This is a genomic window from Niastella yeongjuensis, assembly GCF_900110245.1.
In the GTDB taxonomy this organism is placed as follows: Bacteria; Bacteroidota; Bacteroidia; order Chitinophagales; family Chitinophagaceae; genus Niastella; species Niastella yeongjuensis.
The window spans coordinates 278,465-296,067 of record NZ_FOCZ01000009.1 but is presented as its reverse complement, the minus strand read 5'-3'; the positions used below and the strand labels follow the sequence as shown (position 1 = coordinate 296,067).

Below are 17,603 nucleotides of genomic sequence, written 5' to 3'. Positions count from 1 at the left end.
TTTATCATAAGTCGATTTGTGTATGCCTAAAATAACATTTAACAACAGGGACCATTTGTTTTTCCGGTCTGTTAAAAATTCCGTGGAAGCTTATTTTCAAAACAACCGCCTCAAAAAAACCGGAAACTGGAAATTGTATTTAAAAGCAATAATACTGATACCAATGGGGATTACCACCTATATCTGGTTGTTGGTTGGAGATTATAGTTGGCCGGTGGGGATATTGCTTTCAGTGTTTTTTGGATTCACCCTGGTTTGCATCGCATTTAATGTGATGCACGATGCCTGTCATGGCAGCTATTCCGGTAAAAAATGGGTCAATGAATTCATGGGATTAAGCATGAATGTTTTAGGCAGCAATGCGTTTATCTGGAAGATCAAGCACAATATTATTCATCATACCTATACCAATATCGACGGGGTCGATGATGACATCGCCAATGGCCCGTTATTAAGGCAATGTATTACCCAAAAATGGATGCCTATACATCGTTACCAGTTCATCTATATGTTCCTGCTGTATTCTGTAAGCACCATTGCCTGGATGTGGGGTACTGATTTTTATAAATACTTTGCAAAGAAGATCCATACAACCGCTATTAACAAAATCGGTGCAGGGCAGCACTTCTTATTCTGGGTTAGTAAGGTACTTTATGTTTTCTTTTATGCTGTGGTACCTGTTTATTTTTTAGGATGGCAGGCATGGTTAACCGGCTTCTTAATTCTTCATGTTACAATGGGACTTGTTTTATCTGTCGTATTTCAATTGGCTCATGTGGTAGAGAAAACTTCTTTTGATGCTGTTGCAAAAAATAATAAGATAATAGCATCGGAATGGGCTGTTCATGAAGTAAGAACTACTGCCGATTTTGCCCCCCGGAATAAAGTGGTCAGCTGGTTAGTGGGCGGACTGAATTTTCAGATAGAGCATCACCTTTTTCCGCATATCAGTCATGTGCATTACCCGGCATTGAGTAGAATAATACGGAAGCAATGTGAATTATTTGGGTTGCCCTACCATTATTATCCAACCCTGCGGCAGGCCATTTACTCGCATGTACGGCTCATGAAACAATTAGGAAGAAACTATAAATAATATGCAAGCTCTTAAAATAGGAATAATTGATCTGGTATGTAAAAGTCCATCCAAATCATTATGGGGAAAGATCATGCATGCTAACCTGGCCAGTATAATGCCTCAGGTAATAGCTACGTGGTGCGAGCAGGAAGGACATACCGTCACCATGATCTGCTATACAGGTAACGAGGATTTGATCAGAGAGCTTCCAAATGACGTAGACCTTGTTTTTATCAGTTCATTTACCCAGGCGGCACTTCTGGCCTATGCCGTTAGTAACTATTTCCGTAGCCATGGTGTAATAACCGTTTTAGGTGGGCCACATGCACGGTGTTATCCGGATGATGCCACTCAATACTTTGATTACGTACTGGGTTTTACCAACCGGCAAATAATTGCGGAGCTTTTAAATAATTGTACCCGCCAACGCCCCATAGGAAAAAAAATGTGTGCCGGTAAGCAGCCGGCAATTTTATGCAGCATACAGGAACGATGGAAGTTTATTGAAGCTACTTTAAAGAAGGCGCCTTTTCTTAAGATGGTACCTATCTTGGGAAGTGTCGGTTGCCCCTATACATGCCCGTTCTGTATTGACTCAACGGTTACTTATCGGGCATTGGATTTTCAAACTATAAGTTCTGATCTTAAATTTTTACTTACAAAATATAAAAGGCCGTGGATAGGATGGCATGACCCGAATTTTGGTATCCGGTTCGACGAAACTATGCAGGCCATCGCTTCGGCAGCTCCCCCTAAAAGCTTTCATTTTATTGCGGAGAGCAGTCTGTCAGTTTTGACAGATGATCACCTGAAAAAATTAAAGGGAAATGGGTTTACTGCCCTGCTGCCAGGAGTAGAATCATGGTATGACCTGGGTAATAAATCACGGTCTTCCCATATTACCGGAGCTGAAAAAGTAAAACAGATCTCCGACCATATTAATAATGTTTTTCATTATGTGCCATACGTGCAAACAAACTTCGTGCTGGGTCTCGACAGTGATGCGGGAGCTGAACCATTCGAACTAACCAAACGGTTTATTGATAATTCCCCAAGTGCGTTCCCTGGGTTCTCTCTCCTCACTGCTTTTGGTGAGGCTGCACCATTAAATCTTGAATATCAGAAAGCGGGACGGGTTCTCCCGTTCCCTTTTCATTTCCTTAATAATCACTTGGCCATGAATGTGAAACCTAAAAATTATGATTGGGTCGACTTTTACGACAAAGTGATTGACCTCACAGAATATGCGTTTTCACCAAAGGCGATTTACCGGCGGCTTATGCATACGCGAGGTTTTAACCCCAAATGGATGAACGTGATGCGCGCTATTTCTTCTGAAGGATGGGGCCGGTTAAAATTTTACCGGCAGATAAGGCAAAACCTTATTCAGGACCGCAGCTTCAGACAATATTTTGAAGGGGAATCCCAGCAATTGCCTGAGTTCTATAAAAACATTATTGAAAAAGACCTCGGGGGGTGGTGGAAATGGCTGCCGGCCGGCGCCCTATCACATAATGCATATGCTTACCTTCAGAAAACCAGTTAATTGTTTGCGAAATGTAAGTCGCGGCTATTTGAGGTCCCGGCAAACGTTTTCAACGACTTCACGTTTATTGCCCATGTTTTGTTTGAAGTGAGTAGGGGTAAGACCCGTGACTTTTTTGAACTGGGCCGAAAGATGCGCTACACTGCTATAATGCAAATTGAAGGCTATATCCGTTAAGGAAAGCTCATCGTACATGAGTAATTCCTTAACCCGCTCAATTTTATGGCAGATATAAAATTTTTCTATGGTAATGCCCTGTACACTTGAAAACAGGTTAGCCATATAGGTATAATCATAATGCAATTGATTACTCAGGTATACAGACAGGTTTTTGATTAACGGTTCGTCTGAATGGTAGATGAGTTTAATGATGAGGGTCTTAATTTGTTGTACCAGGATCGTTTTTTTGTCTTCCAGTAACGCCAGGTCTAACGATAATAGTGCGGATCTGAGCTGAGTAAGCTGGGCCTCGGATGGGTGACCTGTTAGGTCAATCTCCCCCAGGATTACTTCATTATACTGGATCCCAAGCTTCTCCAATGCATCCTTTACAACAATGATGCAACGGCGCGTAACCATATTTTTTATATAGAGTTTCAAGTAAGTTTATTTTCAAAGCTCTCCCAGGGGTTAGGATGTTTGATCATTTGGCATGGAAATTCATTTATGCCATAATTATACCAGCTCTGCTAATGCTTCTTGCTGAAACGCTTGAATGCGATTTGTAAACATAGCGTTAATAAACGTACCTTGGAAAGGTTTTTTGATCATAATTTCAGCAAATGCTAGATCATGTCTGAATTGCATAACAAAGGTAAAAATAAGGATCATTCTGATAATCTTTTTCCGGTAGTTGGCGTGGGGGCTTCAGCAGGAGGCCTGGATGCGTTTAAAAGGCTCATCAGGGCCATACCTGAAAATTCCGGAGTGGCTTATATTCTGGTACAGCACCTGGAACCATCGCACGATAGTATGCTGGTAGAGATTCTGCAAAAGATCACGGCAATACCTGTGCAGGAGATCACCAATAACGTATGGGTTGAACCAAATCGGGTGTATGTGATCCCATCAAATAAATTGCTGACGGCAAATGATGGCCGCCTTGAATTAAGTCCCCGGGGGCCGAAAGGGGAGAAAAATATGCCCATCGATGTGTTTTTCACTTCTTTGTCTGAAGTTCACCAAAGCCAGGCGATCGGCGTGGTTTTATCCGGCACCGGTACCGATGGCACCAATGGTTTGAAGGCGATCAAGGAGCATGGGGGCTTTACTTTCGCCCAGGAACCACAATCTATTGCCTTTCCCGGAATGCCACAGAGCGCTATCGATGCAGATGCTGTGGATTTTATCCTTACACCCGAAGAGATTCCCTTGCAGCTGGCCAGGATCTCGGAGATCTTCAGAAATGGCCTGGAGGTGGACAAAGAAGAAGGTAAATCGGCCAGGGAAGAGGCTTTCCGTCAAATAATTGCGTTATTACGGCTGCGGAAAGGGAATGATTTTACCTATTACAAACAAACTACCATCCGCAGGCGTATCGTTCGCAGGATGGGCCTGAACAAGATTGAAAATATCACTGATTACCTTGCCCATTTCATAGAAAACATTAGTGAACAGGACCTGCTGTATCAGGACCTTCTTATCCCCGTAACAGGTTTTTTTCGCGATCCTAAAGTTTTTACCGCTCTTTATGAATCTGTATTCCCAAATATCTTAAAAGATAAAGATGAAACCAATCCGTTGCGCATTTGGATAGCGGGTTGTTCAACCGGGGAAGAGCCTTATTCAATTGCCATATGCCTGAGTGAATATCTGGGAAACGGGATAGTTGACTATAAGGTGCAGGTCTTTGCAACGGATATTTCTGAAAAATCAATAGCCAAAGCCCGTACAGGCATCTACGCCAAAAAGGAAATGGGCGGATTGAGCGCTCAACAGATAGAGAAATATTTTACAAAAGTAAATGGTGGCTATCATGTCAATAAGGCCATCAGGGATATGTGTGTGTTTGCCTGCCACAACTTTTTAAAAGACCCGCCCTTTGCAAAGATGAGCCTGATCAGTTGCCGGAATGTGCTGATCTATTTGGAGACATTCCTTCAAAAGAGGGCGCTGACCACCTTCCACTACGCACTAAATGAGCATGGATTTTTATTATTGGGCAATTCCGAAACTACTGCGCCTGCGGCAGAGTTATTTGCCACTTATGGTAAAAGTGAAAAGATCTATACCAGGAAAAGCGTTCCTGGCAGGTTTTTACACCTGGCTTCCGGCAGAACGGAAAATAGTCCGAAGGGAAGTGGGAACGCAGGTAAAAAGGAACCGTGGCGCGACGATTTTCAACGGAGCGCCGATGAGGTGATCCTGGCAAAATTTTCCCCTTCCGGGGTAGTGATTAATGAAGAAATGGATATTGTTCAGTTCAGAGGGGGCGTGGGCGCCTGGCTGGAACCGTCGCCGGGAAAAGCGAGCCTGAACGTGTTGAAAATGGTAAAGCCGGGGCTGGCCTTTGAACTGCGGAATGCCCTGTATAAAGCAAAAATTGATAATGTACCGGTGGTGAAAAAAGGCATTGCTGTTACGGCTCCCGGAAAACAGCAGTTGGTGACCATTGAGGTGATCCCGCTGCTGAATACAATAGAACGTTTTTACCTGGTCCTTTTTGAGGATGCAATGGCTAACCTGGACCAGGACCAGGAAGGGGTAACCAGAGAAGCCGGGAATAGAGAACTGGCAGAAAGCGAACGGAACAGTCAATTGGAATGTGAGCTGGCGCAGTTACGTGAGGATATAAGAAGTATTACAGAAGATCAGGAAGCGGTTAATGAGGAGCTGCAAAGCGCCAACGAAGAATTGTTGTCAGGCAGTGAGGAGTTGCAAAGCCTGAATGAAGAATTGGAAACCTCGAAGGAGGAAATCCAAAGCACTAATGAAGAGCTGACTACTCTTAACCAGGAATTGTTAGACCGGAATGATCAATTGAACACTGCCCGTTTATACGCCGAATCAATAATAGCTACGATCCGCGAACCACTCGTTGTGCTGGATAAGGATATGAAAGTAAGAACAGCTAACCAGTCCTATTATAAAAAGTTCAGAACATCTGAGGAAGAAACGGAAGGGAGATCCTTTTATCAACTTAGGAATGGCTTATGGAATATTCCTGCCCTCCGATCTGCCCTGGAAAATAGTTTGTTAACAGATGGCCGAATTGTTGATGTGGAGGTCAAACAACAATTCGAAGACCTTGGTGAAAGGACCTTGTTGTTAAATGCCTGCCGCATCGCCAGAAATGACAATGCCGAATTATTGATCTTACTGGCTTTTGAAGACATAACAGATACCAGAAACCGGGAAAGTGGTTTGATCAACTTTTCACGTGAATTGGAAAGTAAAGTGGAAGAACGCACCCTTTCGCTTAAAGAAGCCAATGCCTTGCTTAAACAGTCAAATGACAGCCTGGAACAATATGCAACCATTGCTTCCCATGATCTGCAGGAACCCTTGCGAAAGATCCAGACCTTCTCGGCCCTTATTAATGAACGGTTTGGTAAAGACATAACAGGTGAAGCCGCGGAACTGATCGATAAGATAAGCCTGGCTGCACAGCGGATGTCAGGGCTGATCCGCGATGTGCTACATTTTTCAAAGGTATTGGACTCCAATATTTATGAACAGGTAAACCTGAACGCTATTTTGCAGAATGTCAGGGAAGATTTTGATATGATGATCGAGCAGAAAAAAACCATTATAACACAGGATGAGCTTCCGGTTATTAAAGCGGTACCCTTACAAATGAACCAGCTTTTTTTCAATCTGCTCGGCAATGCTATAAAGTTTTCCAGACCAGATGTAACGCCGGCGGTCCATATTTCCTGTAGAATGCTAACCTCCGATGAAGTGCAAACGCATCCGGCGCTCAATAACGCCTTGTCTTATTGCGAAATTATTTTTTCAGACAATGGGATTGGGATCCATGAGGAATTTAAGGAACAGGTCTTTCACATATTCCAGCGATTAAATGCAAGGGACCGTTTTGAAGGAACAGGTATCGGCCTGGCCTTGTGTAAAAAGATCGTGTTAAATCATAAGGGGGAAATTTATGTCCGCTCAAAAGAAGGGGTAGGAACGGAGTTCCATGTGCTGCTTCCTTTAAAGGGTTAAGAGTTCATTATTCAATTACTTCAAACGAAAGCCCATGACTATTTTGCTGATCGATGATGATGAGGATGACAGGAAGTTGTTCTTTGAGGCAACTGCAGATTACGATGATACCATTAAATATGTTGCTGCGGCTGATGCGCGGGAAGCAATGGGGTATTTGAATGATGCTGCGAATGCCTTGCCGGATTTTATTTTCCTGGATTTAAGAATGCCGGGTCAGAGCGGGGAGCAATGCCTGATAGAAATTAAAAAAGACCCCCGGCTGGCAGCTATTCCGGTCATCATTTATACAACTTCAAGGGATGAAAAGGATTCTGTCAGGTTAAAAGGGCTGGGTGCGGCACATTTTATGAGCAAACCGGTTTTGCCGGACGATGTGTATTATATGGTGTCTTTTGTACTCGGCGAAAAATGGACTTGAATTATATAATCTATGTAAAATTCCGGATAATTGTGTCATTGCTGACGTCCCCGGTATATAAATCGGAAAATACAATTATTGGGGCAAGTTGTGACTCGGTTATGCTGCACTTATTGTTTTATCACATTGATGAAATACCTCTTTGTTGTTTTAATCTCTACATAATACATACCTGATGCCAGCCCTGAAAAATTCAGATCCAGGGATTGACTACCAATAGTCAATTGCTTTTCCAATACCTGCACTACTTTTCCTGCTACACTCAAAATCCTGATTTTTGCTTTATTTTCTTCGCGTTCATTTAATGTTATATGCAGAAACTGGTTTACCGGGTTAGGCCCTACCTGTATTTCATTTGTTTTTGTTAATACCGGTAGCAATATTTGCTTACTAAAGCTTTTAGAACCATTTGCACTTATGGCACTTATCCGGTAATAGTATTTCGACGCGGATGATGGGTTATGAAGGTATTCGTATGCTTGTTTATCCCGCTCATATTGAATTTTTGCTGTGTTTGAATAATAGATACCATCTTTACTAAATTCTACTTCGAAAAGTAACAGTTTATCAGTTGGTGCAACCTGCCAGGTGAGTTCATTACCTGCATTTGAAGTAGTGCCTGAAAAGGAAAGGAATTTGATTATAGGAATACTTTCTTTTACTAAAACGCCCAATGTATCCCCAAGCCAGAATGGATATCGTATACTATCATCAAAGGTTGATGAACTTCCACATTTGTTATACAGTACATCAGTTTTCGGCAAAAAATAATCAGTTGTGCTGAAAGTCCCATTCATTCTGCTTTGCAACGCCTGGACAGGCTCGGCTGAAGAACCTGATTCATATCCTGCCGCTTTAATTTTGTCTAAGTCAGATAAAGTGGGATTTGATCCCCCTCCCCATTCAATTTTTAAAGGTCGCCCACTATCTTGTTGTGTGGCATAATGATTATTTTCCGACAGGATGGTTGTTTTTGAAAATGGGTCAACAGAAAAAAAGCCAATTATCCATCCTGTATTCAGATTGGCAACCAGGTTCCTTTCCATAATTAAATTACCTCCGCCCGAATTAAAATAAACCATAAATAAATCATACGGGCAATCACAAATAATAGTATTATCTGTAATGCGCGTCAATTGAGGGGCACCTAATGCCAGTTTTGCCCCAATGTGGCTCACACCGGGCATATAAACTTTGTTATTTACAAATACAATGCTGTCCACGGCATTATCGCTTCCAATGGCAACTGCATTGTGGGCTAAAATTATATTGCTGTTCTTTAATGTAATGCTGCCGCCTAATTTGGAAGAAGCAACCAGGTTATTTATAAAAAATGCACTATCTATAAATAAGTCTTTGATCTCACCAGATACACCAACGGAAGTGTTAGCAAAAACGCCGCCTTTTACCCTGAGTGACCGATAAGGAACACCTGCTGTATGTGCATACAATCCGATAGCGCCGTATTGAAATGTATCAGTGGTATTTCTGCCGGCGATAGCAATACAATTTTTATAAAGCACATCCATCGTGTCGGCAAATTGACTATCGGTAAATGATATAAACAGTGTATTACCTCCAAATACCACAGGATCATCCGATTTCCATGCCATGCATTTTTCTGCCGTGCCTGAACCCATGAAAAAATTATGTTTAACCCCATCTTCTGCCAGTATCCCATAAACATAACAGCCATTGCCGGCCTCGAATGAACCGTTGTTACTCGCATTGCGTCTGGTATGCATATTATACACGCGGCTGTTGTCGCCAACTTGAATTCCCATGGGCCGTCTGGTAATTTCATATAGGCGGTTGTTTGAAGACGGTGCATCTGAATTGCGGCTGTGTACGGTTATAACATCTGTTCCGTCAGATTGTGAAGCTACCGGGGCATAAAAGCTTCCGGCTGTGCTCTCGCATTCACTCAAAGACCCGGCTCTCTTTAATCGCCATCCATCTTCCCATACACTGTATTGACTCACGTCCGTACCATCCCGAAAGGCATTTTGCCAGGATATTTCATATAAACTCTGATAGCCGGCTTTTTTTGTAAAGAGATTATTGTTGGCAGAATCTGCCGCATCAAACACTGGCCTGGCTCCTGTTCCATAGTCCCTGATTGTAATATTGCTTACATGTAGGTTCTTTAAATCCAGAAATTCCCGGAAAGAACTTCCTCTTGCAACCAAAATGGTATCCCCATTTTGTATACCTAAAGAAAGTAAACGTCTAACTGTTTTAACCGGAGTTTCTCTTGTGCGGCCGTCGTTAACATCATTCCCATTAACCCCATCCAGGTAAAAAGACTGATTAAGGTATAAATAGTCAATTAATAAAAAGGGAATTCGCTCAGGTGTACAATTGCTCCGATGATTTGAGCCTGCATACAGATAAAAATAACAGAAAAGGGATAAGATAAGTACAGGTAATCTATAAACATTCATAAAATGGCTTTTTGGCAGTTAGTGCAATAAGGAAAAACAGCTGTGCTATACAGCTATTAGCCCTGATTATGGGAAATTTAGCATGCCTCAATGATGCATTAATTATTCCAAATAGTTAATGCTTGTTTATTGTAGACGAATATTTGTGATATATGTGTTTTCGTGTATTTTATCTTTGTCCGATACACAATTGAGGATTGTTCTCAACACTTGTTAAGTGAAACGCTAAAAAGAAAAGGCGGCTTCACTGGTTACGGTGAAGCCGCCTTTTCTTATCCCGCCACCCCGGTTTTCTTCGGGTATATTATTGTCATCATGTTTATTGATGATGGTTTTGAATGACTTCCTGCACCGGCCAGTCAATTACTGTTTCTGCAACAATATTAATGTAGTTGGTAAAAATGTAGAAGCTCGTTTTGGCTACTATTTCAATGATCTCTGCGTCATTGAACCCTGCGGCTTTAATAGCTGCAATAGATGCATCTGAAACGTGTCCTCTTTTATCAAGGATTTCTTTAACAAATTGTAACGCGGTTTTTATTTTCGGGTCAGTGGATGTTCCCAGGCGGGCGTTGTCTATAGTGGTGTCATCCAGGCCCATTTTGGTGCTAAAGTAAACATGCGCTGCATCACAATAGTCGCAGCCGTTTTCGTTGGCTACAGCTAATGCGATCAATTCTCCCAATTTATTGTCTATCGAAGCGCTGTGTAGTGCCGTATTGAAACTCAGGTACCCATTGAGTACGGCAGGTGAATTGCCCATGATTCTCATTACGTTGGGCACCATACCCATTTTACCTTTTACCAATTCAAACAGGTCTTTTGTCTTTCCGGTTGCTTCGTCCGGATTTAAAACTTTAAAACGTGCCATAACAATTTAAATTTTTAGACTTTATTGCTTTAATACTGATGACACAAAATTGAGCGATAAAAGGCAGGCGCTGTTAGGCAGTATTTCCTGATGAGTTGGCAATTCTTCCTGTATGCTTAAGCACAGCAGGGTTATGCAATAAACTTGTTAAAATGGATTGGTTAGTTCAATGACAGGCGATTCTTTTCCCTATACCGGGCTGGTGATATGCCTTCCTTGTTTTTAAAAAACCTGCTGAAAGCCTGCACATCTTCATAACCCAGCTCGTAGGCAATTTCTTTAATCGAAAGGGTAGTGTAATTGATTTGCATGCGGGCATGAGCCATGATGCGGTCGTGGATAATGGTCAGTGGTTGGCGGGTACGTGCAATCGAAAATAGATTAGAAAGGGTTTTAGGAGATTTATTCAGCCTTGAAGCATAAAAAGCCACGTCATGATGTTCGGAGAAGTGTTCTTCAACCAGGTAATTAAACTCTCTTATCAGGTCTACCTGGCTTTTTTCAAGTTTGTATAAATTGTTTGATTTTATCAGGATCCGTACAGAAAGGATCAGTAATCTTTTTAGTATGGATTGCAGCATGTCTTTCTGAAGAATATCGCTTCGACGCATCTCATTGCTGAAAATATCCCAGGTAACCTGGAAATCTTTGGCATCGCTTTCGTCAAGCGAAATAAGAGGAATGCCGGTGGCTCCAAAAAATAACAGGCCTTTGCTTCCAATCTCATTGTCATGGTTGATGATGCAGTAAAACGCCCGGTTAAAGCGAACCATTCTGGCGGTTTCAAAATCCAGGGAGTTTATTTTTTGGTATTCGGTCAGAAAAATAATCTGGTTTTGAACCAATTGATGTGGAATATAATCAATACTTATGTTCATCTGCTTTCCTGTATTCCAGATGAAGGTCATATCTGTTTCATGAACATCGAAAACAGCGTTGCTGTTCTCTTTATTTAATTCCATTACCCGCAGGCGTTCATTTGTATTATTTTCAAAAAACATAGTAAACCTTAAAAAACTATATTCAAATATAAGAATTAAGGTTACTCTCCACTTTCAGTTGGAAATAACCATCAAATGAGTGCTTATTTTTTCTCCCTTCGATAAGTTAGGTGCAAGCACGCAAACTCACTCATTAACAACATATTCAATTTATTATACCCAGTAATACAGGTATTACCGGGAACGATTGCGTAAAAAAATGAAAATTTTCAGGACGCCTCAGGACAGTTGAGCCTACAGTCCATCTTATTTTACTATCGATTGCTTCACAACCCAAAACCAAACGACTGCCATGAATTGCCATATTTATTACCCCAATCGCGTCTACATACCAACGCTTTTTACTGTAGTCACTTACGCTGAAGATTTTACTTACACAGAAGATTTCTCCTAACATATTAACATACTGATCTGCGGTCAGGCTGTTCCTGCCGTGTTTTATCTCCAGCTTCCCTGGTGATGATATTTAACCTCCTTACATTATGAATAATAAGGTTATACCTAAGCTATTGTCTATTTGTATCCTGCTGCTTGTGATCGCGGGCTGCCGAAAAAAGGCCTGGGATGAATTTTATAACCGTCCCGATTCGCTGGCTGATCCCATCTATGCGCAGCTAAATAATAAGGGAAATTTCAAAAACCTGCTGGCCCTCATCAATAAAAGCGGTTATAAGCAGGTGCTAGCCCTCGGCGGCGGTTATTGGACCCTGTTTGCTCCCAATGACGAAGCATTCGATAAATACTTTAAGGACAAGGGCATTGAGGATGTAAGCGCCATAGATTCCGCCACCGCCCGTGCGATGGTACAATTCTGCCTGGTATATAACAGCTTTGAAAAAAGCAGGCTGGATGATTATCAGGCAACGGCAAATAACCAGGGCTGGACGCCTTCTATTGCATTCAGACGTACCACGGCCTACTATACCGGTTTTTATAAAGACACCGGATTAAATAATAAACCTATTACTGCTATTGCCAGCAACCGGAATAATACCCCGGAATCGCTTACCGGCAACTATGTATTGGGCGATGATAATAATAAGTACATCACTTATTTTACCGACGATTTCTTTAACAGTGCAGGCCTTTCCGCCAGTGATTATAATTATTTCTATCCTAATTCTACCTATACAGGATTTAATGTGGCGGAGGCCAAAGTGGTTACCAAAGACATCCCGGCTGAAAATGGCGTGATCCATGAAATAGACCGGGTGATCAGCCCACTGCAAAGCATTGACGAGTATATCCGCACGAAGCCTGAATACAGCAGTTTCAGGGCTTTACTCAACAGGATGTACGCCAATAATACGATCCAGTTTATTTACAATACAGATGCTACACACCGGTACCAGGTATTGACAGGTAAAAATGATTCTGTGTTTGTGAAAGCCTATTCGCCATTGCTTTCATTCTCGCCTAACAATGAGAATTTTTTAAAGCTGGAAGAAAACGACGGCCAGAAAGACTGCTGGACTATGTTCATTCCCAATAATGCGGCGGTAGATAATTATGTAAAGAAAGTGCTTTGTGAGTACTATCCCTCGCTCGACCAGATGCCAATAGAGATCATTGCAGATTTCCTGAACGCGCATCTATTTGCTACGGCGGTATGGCCCAGCAAGTTTGCGGTTACCCGCAATAAGTTTTCTGAGCCGGCCCGTTTCGATCCGGTTACCGATGTATTTGATAGAAAAATACTAAGCAACGGGATTGTCTACGGTACTACCAAAGTAGAGGATGCTGATGTATTCAGTACTGTATATAGCAAGGCATACCTTAACCCGGCCTATAGCCTGATGACAAGGTTACTGAATGCAACAGGATTGAGACTGATGATTGGCAGTTCGAGTGTGCCGGTGAATGTATTCCTGATATCTGACAAAGCCTTCGCAGCTGCAGGTTATAGTTTCAACGTGTCAAAAAATCAGTATGAGTATACAGCTCCCGGCAGTGCCGCCACAACAAATGGAGTGGCCGACAAGCTGAAACGCATAGCATTGACCTGTGCATTTTTTGATCCATACAAATCAGCTGTGGATGACCTTTCGGGGGCAGATATTGTAAAATCAGGTACTGCAGGTATCGAAGGCGATTTTATAAAATTCAATAACAATACCATAGTGACGGGTGGTCTTCAGGATGACGGTAAAACTGCGATTGTGGACAGTGTGAAAACGGCCAGCAACGGTAAAGTATATTTCATCAGCGATTTGCTTACCTATTCTGAAAGACTGGTAGGCTCACATATAAAAGACCTTGGTACTGCTTCCTCCTCCGAGTTTAATTATTTCTGGCAATATCTCAGTAATTCTTACATATACAATACTGCTACTACAGATATACTTGGTTTAACAGGTTTCAACACGGTATTTGTTCCAAACAATAAAGCTATAGTGGCGGCCGTGAACGATAGCTTATTACCAGGTACAGGTACTGTGCCCAATATGGTGCCCAACTTTAACCCTTCAGATCCAAAAGGTAAGGACCTGGTTCGAAAATTTATACAATTCCATATCATTTACGGCCATACGATCGTACCCGACGGTAATGTTTCGGGCAGCTTCGACACTTATCTGAAAGACACGGTAGGCAACAGCGTGAAGATCAACGTCGTCAACACCAAAGGCGCTCTGTATATACGGGATAATTCTCAAAGGCCGGACCCTAAAAATATCTCCCGTTTATTAATGCCCCAGAGCAATAATTTGTCGAACAGGTGTGTGATCCATTTGGTGGACAACTATTTTAAATATAACTGATAACTGACTATTATAACTTCTTGCTATGAGGATTCTGACCCGCCGTATAATACGACTTTGCCATGCGGTTATCTTTTCTGCCATTGTAATGGCGGCGCAGGCACAAAACCCCGTGGTAATAACGGGTAAGGTAACGGACAAGAAAAATCACCCGATTTCAGGTGTGTCTGTTACAGAAACAGATGCAGATAAGCGCATTCTGCATGGAGTAGCTACGGATGTAAATGGAAATTTTTCACTGCGCATAAGTGATTCGCGGAACCGGGTATCATTTTCTTTTATCGGGTATAAAAGCCAGGAAGACCTGGCTGTTAATTCACGCAAGGTGTTTAATATAACACTTGACCAGGCAGCCAAAGATTTTGATGAAGTGATAGTGGTAGCGCAAAAGAGAACAGACAATGGCATGCTGCCGGTGGCTGAGCGCAATTCCACCCTGGCCTATTCAAAGATCAGTGCAAAAGAGATGGAAGAAATGCAGGCTACCTCTATAGACCAGGCCCTGCAGGGCCGGATGGCAGGTGTAGACATCGCTGCCAATTCGGGCGACCCGGGTGCCGGTATGCAAATCCGGATCCGCGGTACCTCTTCAATCAACTCTTCCAACGACCCATTGGTAGTGGTAGACGGGATGCCATATGAGACCCAGATCCCTACTGATTTTAATTTCGGCACCGCCGATGACCAGGGATATGCCTCGCTGTTGAATATCGCACCCTCCGATATAAAGGATATCACCATATTAAAGGATGCGGCGGCTACCGCTTTATGGGGTTCACGCGCTGCCAATGGCGTCATTGTGATCAATACAAAAAGAGGTACAAGAGGAAAACCTACCCTGTCATATACGTTTAAGGGGTCTGTTGCCATGAAAACAAAACCCATTCCTATGCTCGATGGCGCTAAGTATTCTGATCTTATTCCCGAAGAGTATATGAACAGGAATGGGATCCCGCTTAGCCTGCAGGCCATCAATGAATTCAAGTATGACCCTAACAACCCTTATTATTATTACAACTACAGTAATAATACCGACTGGGTGGATGCAATTGCACGCACGGGCTTTACACAGGACCATAATATATCTATGACGGGTGGTGGGTCCAAAGCCAGGTATTATGCATCACTGGGCTACCTCGATCAAAAGGGTGTAACAGTGGGAACAGACCTTCGGCGCATCAGCACCCGCATCAATCTTGATTATATTGTATCAGACAGGATCAGCATCAGAACAGATCTTTCTTATTCGCATACAGGCAACAATAAGAATTATGCGGACAACGTACGCAATATTGCTTACAAGAAAATGCCGAATATGGGTATTTATGAGTACGATGAGTACGGCAATCCAACACCTAATTATTTTTCACCTGCCTACAATGTCCAGGGTTTTTTTCAGGGATTGAAAGACAACGATATCGTCGGTACGGTAAACCCTGTGGCTATGGCAAATGCCGCCAGGAACAATGTGATAACAGACAGGGTCATTCCCAAATTCAATATCCAGTATATACTCAAACCTCAGGTGCTTACTGCTACGGTAGATGTACAATTCGATATCAATAGTTTAAAGAATAAAAGTTTCCTGCCGCAGATCGCTACCGGGTTGCTGTGGACAGATAACACCGTAAACGTGGCTTACGATGGAGATAATGATGGATTTAATGTGCAAACCAAAACCTCGCTTATTTATACCCCGCAGTTAAAAGACAGCAGACATACTTTCCAGGGGCTTTTCAATGTAATGACATACGATGGCAAAAGCGTTTCTTATCAGGCAAGAACATCTAACACCCCTTCTTCTGATCTGCAGGACCCTTCTGTGCCTTCAAGGACCAATGGCGTCAATTCCGGTTTGACAGCAAGCACCGGCCAGACAAGTACCATGAGCTCATTAATTGACGGCCAGTATGGGTTCGATGATCGCTATTTTATAAATGCAAGTTTGAGAGGAGATGCTACCTCGCGTTTGTCTTCGAGCCAGCGGTATGGCTTGTTCCCGGCGATCTCGGGCCGTTGGAGAATTTCAGGCGAGAAATTCATGAGCAAACTCAATTTCAGCAAGTCGATCGATGACCTGAGTGTTCGGGGAAGCTATGGCCGCAGCGGTAATGCCCCCAAAAAGGATTATATGTACTATAACCGCTACGACAATCTTGACTGGAACTACCTGGGCGAAGCCGGCGTGTATTCAGCCAACATGGGCTTACAGAAATTAAAGTGGGAAACGGTGATCGGGACAAACCTGGGTTTTAACCTGGTAATGTTCAGAAACAGGCTGAACCTCGATGTGGAAGTGTATAAAAACAGAACGAAGGACCTTTTCTTTTATGGACTACAAATAGCTTCTGTAAGTGGTTTTAATAGTGTAGATATGAATGTGGGTACCATGGATAATCGGGGATGGGAATTAAACCTGAATGCCACGCCACTCAAATCAAAAAAATGGCAGGTTGATTTCAATTTCAACATAGCCCGCAATGAAAACATCATCCGGGAAATTTCAGAGTTTTATCCCGTTGAAAAAGGAAATATTACCACGAACGGGCAATACAAAACATACATGCAGGTAGATAACCCCTTTGGCTCTTTTTACGGGTTCAGGTACCTGGGCGTTTATAAAGACCTTGATGATACGCGGGCACGCAGTGCAGATGGTAAACCAACCGTGCGTCCCAATGGCGAGCAGGTATATATGCGGTTTAACTATCCGGCAGTGGATTACACCTTCCAGCCGGGTGACGCGAAATATGATGACATCAACCACGACGGTACTATCGATTACCGCGATATTGTTTATCTCGGCAACAGCAACCCCATGTTTACCGGAGGCTTTGGTTTCAATGTGAGTTATAACAACCAATGGCGGTTTTCTACCTTCTTCAACTTTCGTTATAAATATGATATCATCAACGGCACAGAAATGAACACCACCAATATGTATGGCGTTGACAATCAAAGTACGGCTGTATTGAGACGTTGGCGCCGGGAGGGTGATGTAACTGATATGCCAAGAGCCCTGTTTAATTCAGGATATAACTGGCTGGGTTCATCGCGGTATGTGGAAGACGGTTCGTTCCTGCGCTTCAGAACAATGACCCTGCGATACACTTTTTCAAAAGGACTTGTTGACAGGATAAAGATAAAAAACCTCAGTGCTTATGTTACGGCTGAAAACTTATTAACGTTCACCAGGTATACCGGGCAGGACCCCGAAGTAAGCGTGCGGGGTAGTGATCCTTTCAGGGTGGCTACTGATAATTCGATGACGCCTCCCGTAAGGATGATCACACTGGGTTTAACAGCTTCTTTTTAATAA

At 42.7% G+C, this 17,603-nt stretch carries 10 protein-coding genes; 6 read left to right on the top strand and 4 right to left on the bottom strand.

Annotation, left to right across the window (positions count from 1 at the left end; translation table 11 throughout):
- Positions 1-22 precede the first annotated feature (22 nt).
- Together BMX95_RS23720 and BMX95_RS23715 are read left to right on the top strand one after the other, a co-directional pair.
- Entirely contained in the window at positions 23-1,096 is a 1,074-nt protein-coding gene (locus BMX95_RS23720; protein ID WP_081197971.1) for a fatty acid desaturase family protein, read from the top strand.
- Position 1,097: 1 nt separating this feature from the next.
- Positions 1,098-2,624, top strand: coding sequence for a B12-binding domain-containing radical SAM protein (locus tag BMX95_RS23715; RefSeq protein WP_081197970.1), 1,527 nt, complete (start codon positions 1,098-1,100; stop codon positions 2,622-2,624).
- Between the two features lie 24 nt (positions 2,625-2,648).
- Here the strand turns inward: BMX95_RS23715 and BMX95_RS23710 are convergent, their stop codons facing one another.
- Positions 2,649-3,224: a helix-turn-helix domain-containing protein gene (locus tag BMX95_RS23710; RefSeq protein ID WP_081197969.1), complete on the bottom strand. Its 576-nt coding sequence runs from the start codon at positions 3,222-3,224 to the stop codon at positions 2,649-2,651.
- Between the two features lie 192 nt (positions 3,225-3,416).
- On the opposite strand from BMX95_RS23710, the gene BMX95_RS23705 reads away from it, so the two are divergent.
- Together BMX95_RS23705 and BMX95_RS23700 are read left to right on the top strand one after the other, a co-directional pair.
- Positions 3,417-6,788: a chemotaxis protein CheB gene (locus BMX95_RS23705; protein WP_081197968.1), complete on the top strand. Its 3,372-nt coding sequence runs from the start codon at positions 3,417-3,419 to the stop codon at positions 6,786-6,788.
- A 34-nt stretch (positions 6,789-6,822) separates the two neighbouring features.
- Positions 6,823-7,209 carry a response regulator gene (locus BMX95_RS23700; RefSeq protein WP_081197967.1) on the top strand — a complete coding sequence of 129 codons (387 nt, stop codon included), beginning with the start codon at positions 6,823-6,825 and terminating at the stop codon, positions 7,207-7,209.
- 110 nt (positions 7,210-7,319) lie between these two features.
- Here the strand turns inward: BMX95_RS23700 and BMX95_RS23695 are convergent, their stop codons facing one another.
- The 3 genes from BMX95_RS23695 to BMX95_RS23685 form a co-directional block, all read right to left on the bottom strand.
- Positions 7,320-9,653, bottom strand: a complete 2,334-nt coding sequence (locus BMX95_RS23695) for a T9SS type A sorting domain-containing protein (protein ID WP_081197966.1) — start codon at positions 9,651-9,653, stop codon at positions 7,320-7,322.
- Between the two features lie 319 nt (positions 9,654-9,972).
- Positions 9,973-10,524, bottom strand: coding sequence for a carboxymuconolactone decarboxylase family protein (locus BMX95_RS23690; RefSeq protein WP_081197965.1), 552 nt, complete (start codon positions 10,522-10,524; stop codon positions 9,973-9,975).
- A 161-nt stretch (positions 10,525-10,685) separates the two neighbouring features.
- The gene (locus BMX95_RS23685) at positions 10,686-11,525 is read right to left on the bottom strand and encodes a helix-turn-helix domain-containing protein (protein ID WP_081197964.1); all 840 of its coding nucleotides are present in this window, start codon (positions 11,523-11,525) and stop codon (positions 10,686-10,688) included.
- Between the two features lie 482 nt (positions 11,526-12,007).
- Between BMX95_RS23685 and BMX95_RS23680 the strand changes: the two genes are divergently transcribed.
- Together BMX95_RS23680 and BMX95_RS23675 are read left to right on the top strand one after the other, a co-directional pair.
- A complete protein-coding gene (locus tag BMX95_RS23680; RefSeq protein WP_081197963.1) occupies positions 12,008-14,284 on the top strand; it encodes a fasciclin domain-containing protein in 2,277 nt (758 codons plus the stop codon).
- Between the two features lie 25 nt (positions 14,285-14,309).
- Positions 14,310-17,600, top strand: a complete 3,291-nt coding sequence (locus BMX95_RS23675; protein WP_081197962.1) for a SusC/RagA family TonB-linked outer membrane protein — start codon at positions 14,310-14,312, stop codon at positions 17,598-17,600.
- Positions 17,601-17,603: the final 3 nt, after the last annotated feature.

Coding starts and splice junctions, on each gene's coding strand:
- BMX95_RS23675 (WP_081197962.1), top strand. CDS start 14,310: ATGAGGATTCTGACCCGCCGTATAATACGACTTTGCCATGCGGTTATC.
- BMX95_RS23700 (WP_081197967.1), top strand. CDS start 6,823: ATGACTATTTTGCTGATCGATGATGATGAGGATGACAGGAAGTTGTTC.
- BMX95_RS23715 (WP_081197970.1), top strand. CDS start 1,098: ATGCAAGCTCTTAAAATAGGAATAATTGATCTGGTATGTAAAAGTCCA.
- BMX95_RS23705 (WP_081197968.1), top strand. CDS start 3,417: ATGTCTGAATTGCATAACAAAGGTAAAAATAAGGATCATTCTGATAAT.
- BMX95_RS23720 (WP_081197971.1), top strand. CDS start 23: ATGCCTAAAATAACATTTAACAACAGGGACCATTTGTTTTTCCGGTCT.
- BMX95_RS23690 (WP_081197965.1), bottom strand. CDS start 10,524: ATGGCACGTTTTAAAGTTTTAAATCCGGACGAAGCAACCGGAAAGACA.
- BMX95_RS23685 (WP_081197964.1), bottom strand. CDS start 11,525: ATGTTTTTTGAAAATAATACAAATGAACGCCTGCGGGTAATGGAATTA.
- BMX95_RS23695 (WP_081197966.1), bottom strand. CDS start 9,653: ATGAATGTTTATAGATTACCTGTACTTATCTTATCCCTTTTCTGTTAT.
- BMX95_RS23680 (WP_081197963.1), top strand. CDS start 12,008: ATGAATAATAAGGTTATACCTAAGCTATTGTCTATTTGTATCCTGCTG.